Source organism: Nonomuraea sp. NPDC049637, assembly GCF_040675235.1.
Classification (GTDB): domain Bacteria; phylum Actinomycetota; class Actinomycetes; order Streptosporangiales; family Streptosporangiaceae; genus Nonomuraea.
The window spans coordinates 1-8,834 of the sequence record NZ_JBFAOM010000096.1 but is presented as its reverse complement, the minus strand read 5'-3'; the positions used below and the strand labels follow the sequence as shown (position 1 = coordinate 8,834).

The following is an 8,834-nucleotide window of genomic DNA, read 5'->3' as shown; positions in this document are numbered from 1 at the left end:
CCGACGACGGCTGGGACGTGCTCCAGCACGTGCTGCGGCACGCCGCGCAGTGGGGCGTCGCCCCTGCGCGCGCGGCCGTCTTCGGTGAGAGCTGCGGCGCGCTGATCAGCGCGCTGACGGCCATCCGGGCCGGAGAGGCCGGCCTGGAACTCAAGGCGCAGGTGCTGGTCAACCCCGTGGTCGACATGACCGGAACGATGTTCGACCATCCCTCGATCGCCGAGTATGCATACAGCCCGGCCCGGGCCCTGCCGCAACTGCAGCTCATCCAGCGGCTCGCCGTCCCGCCAGGAGCCGACACCGGCGCGGTCTCGCCGCTGTACGCGGGCGACCTGAGTCGGCTCGCCCCGGCGCTCGTGGTGGTGCCCACCCGGGACGCTGTCGCCGACCACGGCCGCCGCTACGCCGAGCAGCTGCGCGAGGCGGGGACCCCCGTGCGGCTCACCGAGTACCCGGGAGCAAAGCACGCGTTCCTCACCTTGCCCGGCGTGGAACCACAGGCTGAGGCCGCCCGGGCGGAGATCCTCGCGTTCCTCCGCGCGGCCCTGGCAAAGTGACGGAGGAACAATGCTCTTCACTCTTGGACCTGACGGCCCGGCGCTCTCCCGACTCGGCCTCGGCTGCATGAGCATGACCGGCACCTACGGCCCCGCCGACCCGCACGAGGCCTCAGCCACCCTGCTGGAGGCCCTCGATTCGGGCGTCACCATGTTCGACACCGGCGACTTCTACGGCGACGGAGCGAACGAGGAACTCCTCGGCCAGACCCTCGCACCGCACCGCGACCGCGCCGTGCTGGCCACCAAGACCGGGGTCCGCCGCACCGCCGAGGGCCTGGTCCCCGCCGGCTCACCAGGCGATCTGCGGCGGGCCTGCGAAGCCTCGCTGCGCCGGCTGCGCACCGCCACGCCGAATCTCAAGACCACCTTGCCGCCGAGTACCAACCTCTCGCCTGACCTGAATACGCCCCCTCGAAGGCGACATGACCCGGCCCCGGACGCCTCCAGCAAGCATCCAACTACCAGCACCGCCGAGAGCCCCGGCCCCCTTGAACTACGAGGGGGCTGGGGGTCTCTCCGTGCGCGGCTCTCTCCCGCCAGGAGCGGGGGGTTCCCGGACTTTCCCGACAGGTCCACGCGCGCGTACGCGAGGGGAGTTCGGGACTTTCCGGCCCGGCTTACGCGCGGGCGCGCGCGAGGCCGGAGATGTTTGTGACCTGCAACGCAGCTTGACCGGGGAATCAGCAACATTATTTGGCCGCATCTCACCTGTAGCGACGGGGCTGGGACCTGATACATCGGAACCGGGTCGTGCGTTAAGCCCCTTGTCCGCGCGAGTCTCCGGAGAAGCGCTTGCGCGCTGCCAAGCCGGACGCGATTCCGCCGCCCGCAGGCGCTGACAGAAAGGAAGGTGGTGAGCGTGCGTGCCCGGGGCGGCCCGTCACGGGAGCGGACGGTCGCTGAGCCGGCAGCCGCGTGGCCGCTCGGGGCGTTCGCTGGTCCAGCCCGCCTCAGGTGCCCATGCCTGATAGTCCATGAACGTCCCCTTGGCGAGCCCCTCCGTGCTCTCGGCCGCGATCGCGACGTCTACCGCCAAGACGGTGCCGGTCCGCGGGTCGAGGATGGTGGTGTACCGCTGCGCCACCTCGTCATCGGTACCGAATCCGGCGGTGAAGCCCTCGCTCTTGATGAAGGTGACCTCGATTCCCGTCCGTCCCAGAGGGTCGGTGATCGAGCCGCGCACCTTGGTCGTCGGCAGTCCGGCGAGCAGACGCAGGGTGGCCGCCCTGACCGAGGGCTTGACCGGGAGCTCCAGAAGGTGGGAGGAGGTGGAGAGGAATTCTTCGAAGCTCTCCTTGGGCCGGCTGGCCTTTCGGGTCTTCCAGTAGGTCCGCAGTTTCTCCCGGAGTTGCTCGGCGTCGCCGGGCAGCGCCGCGAGGTCGGCCAGCGTGAGCTCACCGAGCCGTCTGTCACCGAGCACGCCGCCCGGCTCGGCCGCGCGCGTGTAAACACACTGTGACGGCTTGAGCCGCAGCTGGACTTTCGCGCAATCGCCCGCCATGCCGCCCGGCGTGCACACGCGCTGGACCGTGACCGGAGAACCCGCCGCTCGCCACGCACGCTCGTCGGCTTCGGTGGCGGGACGGACGAACTGCTGCCGCTGCTCCGCCTGAACGGGGTCGCCGGGGTCGCGCGGTTGCCAGAGGTCGATCCGTGACGAGGACAGGACGTTGAACGTTTCGCCGCCCGCCCGGACCCTTATCAGCCCATTGTTGAGCAGCGGCCTGCGCCAGTAGTCGCCGCGTTCGTCCGGCAGTTTCGCGACCCGGTCCGCCAGCTGGAGCAGGGCATCGTTGCCGGCTGGGGGCGCGAGCACCGTTGGGGGAACAGCGGTCATGTTCGACACCAGCGTGACGACGGCCATGACGACGGCGATCGTTGTCGCGGCCGCTCCCAGGGTCCATCCCCAAGTGAGGCCCCGCCGATTCGCTCGACCTGGCCGTACCGGCTCGCGCTGGGCGGCGGCAAGCCGGAGGCGGGCCTTCTCGACCACCTCCGCCGAGGGCGGCGGAGCGTCAGGCAGCGCTCTCGCCAGGAGTCTCAGCTCATCCATGGATCTCCTCCAGAGGGTTGACGTCGCCGAGTGCCTTGCGGAGTTGCTTGCGAGCGCGGTTGAGCCGGGAGGCCACCGTCCCCGCTGGGACCCCCAGGGCGGCGGCGACCTCGGCGTGGCTGAGGTCGCCCAGCACGCTCAGCAGCACGACGTCGCGGTCCCCACGATTGAGCCCGGCCAGCGCCCCCGCCAGCTTGCCGGTCAGCTGGCCCGCGGCCACGCGGGCCAGGGCTGCGTCCTCGGGACTGTGCTCGGGACTGTGCCCGGCGCGCTCAGCCGTCCGGCTGAGCGCCTTCCATCTACGGATCTCGGTACGGCGGTGTCGTGCGATGAGGTGGGTGGCGATGCCGTACAGCCACGGACGCACCCCGCCGCGCGAGGCGTCATAGCCACCCCGATAGGCCGCCAGGAACACCTCGGCGGCCAGGTCGTCAGCGACGTCGTCGGACAACCGCCTGACGATGTAGCGGTGGATCTCGGAGAAGTGCGCATTGAAGATCTGCTCGAAGTCCACCCGTAGATCGGGTGGGTCGGCCAGGTCAGGTGGAACGGCCATGCAGGCGTCTCCGCTGGGTCAAGTGAACGATGGTCGCCCTTTCTTGCCCGAAGTGCCTTGCTGCTTTCACGGACCGTCGCTGAGCCTCTCGCCCATGTCCGCCGGAGGCTATCCAGGTCCGTTCAGTCACCGCCTGATCGCCCGCGATGCTCTCGTCATCGGCATCAACTGTCCACCCCGCTGGCCGCATGTCACCCGTAGTGATGACTCCTGGTCGTCTCGAATCCATGCTTTCGAGACGCGCCCCCGGCGCACCCTGGCAGCGACATCCCCGCAGGTCGGCCAGTCTCATGAGTTGGTCCCGAAAGTGGTTCCCGTAACCTTGTGATGGCGTCAGCTCTCGATACCGCGAGGTTCGTGGACTACGGCCATGCCCGGTCAGCACTACTGCTCAAGATCTCACCCGGCAGATCGACATCCTCAAGGCCGCCGGCACCCCCGACGAGCTCATCTGGTCCGACCGGCGTACCGGGGCCACGATGGTCCGCGACGGCCTGGAGGACCTGCTGCGCCGCGTCCCGCCGCACGCCGGTCACCGGATCACCGTCGTCACCCTGGACCGGCTCGGGCGCGACATGCGCGAGTGCCTCAACCTGGCCCACGAACTGACCGAGCGCGGGCCGGAGACAGCCGCCCGGCTGATGCTCTGCCACGTCTGGGAACCCGCCTCAACTGCGAAGCCATCATCATCCCCGACGCGGGGCACCATCCATGGCTGGACGCACCGGACCAGTTCGGTGTGGCTCTTCGCGCCGCAGTGGCGAGGCAGACCCGAGTCCAAGCCTCCGCTGGGGCGACCGAGCGCGTGGCCGTACGGCCGGACCGCTGCCGTCCATCAACCCGGCGTCCCGCGGGAACCTGCCGTCCTTCCCAGCGCGCGGATGCGGGCCCGAGCGCCGGCTGCCGGGCAGGCCGGTCTCAGGCGCCCTTGCGGAGAAGTTCGGTGATGGTGAAGCCGACGCGCTGGGACACCTGGCCGTCGGCGAGCGGCACGTTGAGCGCCTTGGCCAGCTCTGCCCCGTACAGGTCGGCGGTGGCCTCGCACACCTGGGCCAGCGTGGCCGTCGCCGACCTGCCCCTGTGGTGGCCGACCGCGATCGTCACCGCGCCGGCCAGCGCCGCCGGCCACCACAGGGTGACCGCCGCGACAGCCAGGTACAGCACGCCCCAGGCGGCCGTGGTGGCGGCGCCGGTCAGGGCGGCGCGGGCGTCGCCGATCGTGGTGCGCGCGTGGTCGGGGACGACCAGCCACAGGCGCGGCCAGGCGGCGTCGAGGTCGATGCCGTACCGGTTGCGCACGCGGACGGCGACGGCGTCGAGCTGGTCGCCCATCCAGGTGGGCCGGAACGGGCGGGCCAGCGCGATGGCGTTACGGCGCGCGGCCAGCTCGCCCCGGCGACGTTCGAAGTCCGCGGTGCTCTCGCCCTCGGCCGCCGTCGCCGACTCGTAGGCGCGGTGGGCGTCGTCCCAGCGCCGCCTGCGGCGTTCGACCAGGGGGCGGGCCAGCGGGCGCGGCCCCCGCGCGAACCAGCAGCGCACGACCGGCCCCGCCAGCGCGTTCGCGGCCAGCCCCGCCCCGAACGCGCCGAGCAGGAGGGCGACCAGCAGCAGCGCCTGCGCGACGGGCTGGCCGTCCATGGCCCTGGTCTGCGCGGTGGCCCGGGCGGCCAGGAACGGGACGTCCCACGGGCGCCGGTGGCCGAGGACGGCGGCGACCCAGAGCACGCCCTCGAACAGCGCGCCGGGCAGGACGAGCACGGTCAGCCAGCGCTCGGCGAGCTTCTGCCCGAGGCTCGACAGGAACCCCGTCATCCCGGCGCGTATCTCAGCGGCAGCTCGTAGACGTCGCACGCCGGTATCGCGCCGCCGGGCTCGGGCCGCGCCTCGCGCCGGCAGCGGCCCAGCGGGCAGCGGTACCCGCCGGGCGGCGGCGGCAGGTCGCCGGCCGACGGCAGGGCGGGGACGACCGGCTTGCCGCGGGCCAGGACGTCGAGGCCGAGCATGCGGCTCAGGTCGTCGACGACCTCCCGGGGACGGCGCTCGCCGCCGCGCAGGGCGCGCCTGGCCTCGTCGAGCTCGGCCGACCACCCCTCCGCCCCAGCCATGCGGACCAGTCGGGGAAGGCTCTCGCACAGGGCCGCGAGCGCGCGGCCGTCGTCCGGCGGATCTGCCATGGCTCGGTGTCTACCACCCGCCCGGCGACGCGGGCAAGACGGACGGACGGTAACACCCACGTCGCGCAAAGCGAAGCGCAGGAGAGCGCTCCGACGCGCTCATACGCGATGCGACGAGGACGGCCCCGGCGGGAGGACACCGATGCTCCGACGAAGCCGAGCCGTCCGAGCCGCCCGGCACGCGGTGTGGGTCATCCGCGAGCACCCGTCGAGCCAGGACCTCCAGCAGCTCGACCAGGCGCTCGCGACGCTCAGGGACGCCCTCGACCGGCTGCCCGACGACCATCCCGAACGGGCGGAGTGGCTGTCGGCGCTCGGCGACGGGCTGTCGATGCGGTTCGACCACATAGGACGGATCGAGGACATCGACGACTCACTCACCGCCCACCGCGACGTCGTGCGGCTGGCCGGCGGCGGCGACGCCGGAGCGGCGGCCCGGCTGAGCCGCGCCGCGGCGCTGCTGAACACCTACGACCTGCACCGCCCGGACCACGGCATGGCGGCGGAGAACCGCAAAGTGCTGGAGGAGGCGGTCGCGCTGCTGCGCGAGCTGCGCGACGGCCCGGAGCTGGATCCCGAGCTGCGCGACTCGGCGATGGCCAACCTGGTCCTGGCGCTGGAGCGGCAGGCCGAGCTCGACCCGGAGCGGCTCAGGCAGTACCAGGACGAGACCCACACGATCCTGAGCCGGCTGGTGGCCGAGACCGACCCCGGCCACACCTACTACCTGTCGCGGGTGGTCAAGCTGGCCATGCTGCTCGCGCGGCGACAGGACCTGCCCGGCCGCGACCGGCGCCTGCGCGACCTGCTGGAGATCGTGCGGCGGCGTTTCCCCACGGCTTCGGAGCTGGAGCGGCGCAGCATCAGGGCGGGGCTCGGCTGGCTGCTCGACCACGGTATCGAGGTCTCGGAGCAGACCTTCACGGCGGACCGGCTCATCCCCCACATCCGCGAGCAGCTGACGCTGCTGCCGCCCGAGCACGCCCTGCGGACCGCCCACCTGGTCGAGATCGCCTACCAAGCCTCGATCATCGCGATGATGTCGGGCCGGCTCACGCTGCTCGACGAGGTCATCGCGGCCATGCGGGCGACCCTGGCCGGCCTGCCCGCCGGGCACCCGGCGCACGGCGAGCTGCTGTCCGCGCTGGGCACCGCGATGGGACGCAGGATGCAGGCGACGGGGTCCGCCGCCGACCTCCAGGCGACCCAGGACCTGCTCCTGGCGGGCGTCGAGCGCCTGCCCGAGGGCGACCCGGAGCGCGGCCTGCACCTGGCCAACCTCGCCAACACGTACTTGATCGCCTACCGGATCACCGGGCGCGAGGAGCACCTGGCGGAGTGCCTGCGGCTGTGCCGGGAGGGGGTGGCGGCGACGCCGCCCGACCACGCCAACCGCGGCATGGCCCTGACCGGCCTGGGCAGCGCCCTGCACGCCGCCTTCGAACGCGGGCACCGCGAGCAGGACATCGACGCCGCCGTCAGGGCGCACTCCGAGGCGGTGCGGGCCACCCCCGACCATCACTACGACGCCGCGCTCTACCGGGCCAACCTGGGCGGCTCCCTGCTCGCCCGGTTCGAGGACCTCGGGGTGGAGAAGGACCTGGACGACGCGATCGAGGCGCTGCGCGAGTGCGTGCGGCTGACCCCGCCCGAGCACTCCCTGCGCGGCTCCTACCTGTCGAACCTCGGCAGCGCCCTGTTCCGCCGCTACGTCCAGTACGACGACACGGCGGCGCTGGAGGAGGCTCGGCTGATCCTGCGCGAGTCCGTCGCCTCGGTGCCGAAGGACACGCCGGACAGCGGTCTGGCCAGCCGGAACCTGGCCAACGCGCTCATGGTCCACGACCAGGCGGCGGCGTCCGGCGACGCGGTGGAGCTGCTCCGCGCCGCCCTGTCCAGGCTCGGCCGGACGCACGTGAGCCGGGCGGGCATGATGGCCAGCCTGGGGATGGCGTTGGTCGCGCGGGCCGAGGCGTCGCTGGTGACGGACGAGGAGCGGAGGGTCGCCCGCCTGCTGCTGCGGCTGAAGGGCGACGAGAGCCCGGCGCCGGCCGACGCCGACGCGCTGGCGCGGATGGTCCACGAGCTGCGGGACGGCCCCCGGCCGGCCCACGTGGCCGACGATCTCGACGAGGCCGCCGACATGCTGCGCGACGCGGTCGCCGCCGGGCCCGTCACGCACGCCGAGTATCCCCTGTGGCTGTCGATGCTCGGCCTCTGCCTGTCGATGAGGGCCAAGGCCACCGGCGAGCCGGCCCCGTACGCGGAGACGGTGCGCCTGCTGCGCGAGACGCTGGACCTGATCTCCCCCGGGCAGCCGCTGAGGGCCAGCGTGCTCAACCAGCTGGCCCTGCTGCTCGACCGGTGGGCCGACGACGAGCCGGCCGACGCGCGGCGCCTGCGCGCGGAGGCGATCGAGGCGTTGCGCGAGAGCGCGGCCGTCGAGGCGGCCCCGGCGACCACGCGCGCGGGCGCGGCCCGGTTCTGGGGGCGTCTCGCCGCGGGCCAAGGGGATTTCGCGCTGGCCGTCCAGGGTTTCGCGATCATGGTCCGGCTGCTGGAGGCGTTGGCCTGGCGCGGCCTGAACCGCGGGGACCAGGAGCGGCTGCTGGCGGAGTTTCAGGGGGCGGCGAGCGACGCGGCCGCCTGCGCGCTGGAGACCGGCGACGCCCGCCTGGCCGTCGAGCTGCTGGAGCAGGGCCGGGGCGTCCTGCTGGCGCAGGCGCTCGACGCCCGGGCCGACCGGGACCGGCTGGCCCGGGAGCTGCCCGAACTGGCCGGCCGCCTCGCCGAGGTGTACGCCGAGCTCGACGTCCGCTCCGCCGACATGGACCGCCGGCACCTCGCGGCCCGGCGGCACGCCGCGCTGGTGACGAAGGTCCGCCGGCACCCGGGGTTCGCGGACTTCCAGCGGTCGATGGACTTCGGGCGGCTGGCGGCGGCCGCCTCGGACGGGCCCGTGGTCGTGGTCAACGTCAGCACCTACCGCTGCGACGCGCTCGTCGTCGAGGCCGGGGAGGTGACCGTCGTGCCGCTGCCCCGCCTGACGGCGGAGGCGGCCGAGGCCCAGGTGACCGGCCTCACCGAGGCGATCGACGCGCTCGGCGGGGCGGCGGTGGAGTTCGAGGAACGGCTGACCGCCCGGCAGACCGTCCAGGACACCCTGCGCTGGACCTGGGAGGCCGTCACCGGGCCGGTGCTCGACCGGCTGCCCGGCGCGCGGCGGGTGTGGTGGTGCCCGACCGGGCCGGCGGTCTTCCTGCCGCTGCACGCCTCCGGCGACCACCGCACCCGGCACGACGCCCGGCCGAGCACGGTGATGGATCGCGTGGTGTCCTCCTACACGCCGACCGTGCGCGCGCTGGCCCACATCCGCGCGCTGCCGCCGCCCGTGTCGCGGCCCGACGGCCGGCCGCTGGTCGTGTCCATGCCGGTGACGCCGGGCGCGGCCGACCTGCCGGGCGCGGCCCGCGAGGAAGATCTCCTCCTCG

The 8,834-nt window shown here is 73.2% G+C and carries 7 protein-coding genes and 1 pseudogene; 4 read left to right on the top strand and 4 right to left on the bottom strand.

Going from position 1 to position 8,834, the window contains the following annotated elements; translation table 11 throughout:
• A partial coding sequence (locus AB0J71_RS49170; protein WP_364421288.1) for an alpha/beta hydrolase fold domain-containing protein occupies nucleotides 1–557 on the top strand: 557 nt, incomplete at its 5' end.
• Between the two features lie 10 nt (nucleotides 558–567).
• Nucleotides 568–1,215 carry an aldo/keto reductase gene (locus AB0J71_RS49165; RefSeq protein ID WP_364421286.1) on the top strand — a complete coding sequence of 216 codons (648 nt, stop codon included), beginning with the start codon at nucleotides 568–570 and terminating at the stop codon, nucleotides 1,213–1,215.
• Nucleotides 1,216–1,440: 225 nt separating this feature from the next.
• Here the strand turns inward: AB0J71_RS49165 and AB0J71_RS49160 are convergent, their stop codons facing one another.
• Together AB0J71_RS49160 and AB0J71_RS49155 are read right to left on the bottom strand one after the other, a co-directional pair.
• Nucleotides 1,441–2,613 carry a CU044_5270 family protein gene (locus AB0J71_RS49160; protein WP_364421284.1) on the bottom strand — a complete coding sequence of 391 codons (1,173 nt, stop codon included), beginning with the start codon at nucleotides 2,611–2,613 and terminating at the stop codon, nucleotides 1,441–1,443.
• A complete protein-coding gene (locus tag AB0J71_RS49155; RefSeq protein ID WP_364394096.1) occupies nucleotides 2,606–3,169 on the bottom strand; it encodes an RNA polymerase sigma factor in 564 nt (187 codons plus the stop codon). The genes AB0J71_RS49160 and AB0J71_RS49155 overlap by 8 nt, the downstream gene beginning before the upstream one ends.
• 389 nt (nucleotides 3,170–3,558) lie before the next feature.
• On the opposite strand from AB0J71_RS49155, the pseudogene AB0J71_RS49150 reads away from it, so the two are divergent.
• A pseudogene (locus AB0J71_RS49150) lies at nucleotides 3,559–4,116 on the top strand (recombinase family protein); the annotation flags it as partial.
• Here the strand turns inward: AB0J71_RS49150 and AB0J71_RS49145 are convergent.
• Nucleotides 4,088–4,981 (bottom strand): hypothetical protein, encoded by an 894-nt coding sequence (locus tag AB0J71_RS49145; protein WP_352330364.1) that lies wholly within the window; start codon nucleotides 4,979–4,981, stop codon nucleotides 4,088–4,090. The pseudogene AB0J71_RS49150 and the gene AB0J71_RS49145 sit on opposite strands and share 29 nt — an antisense overlap.
• Complete coding sequence (locus AB0J71_RS49140) at nucleotides 4,978–5,343, bottom strand: hypothetical protein (protein ID WP_352330362.1); 366 nt, start codon at nucleotides 5,341–5,343, stop codon at nucleotides 4,978–4,980. Before AB0J71_RS49140 ends, AB0J71_RS49145 begins: the two co-directional genes overlap by 4 nt.
• A 142-nt stretch (nucleotides 5,344–5,485) precedes the next feature.
• Here AB0J71_RS49140 and AB0J71_RS49135 point away from each other — a divergent pair.
• Nucleotides 5,486–8,834, top strand: a 3,349-nt coding sequence (locus tag AB0J71_RS49135) for a hypothetical protein (protein ID WP_364421282.1), incomplete at its 3' end; no start/stop codon positions are given.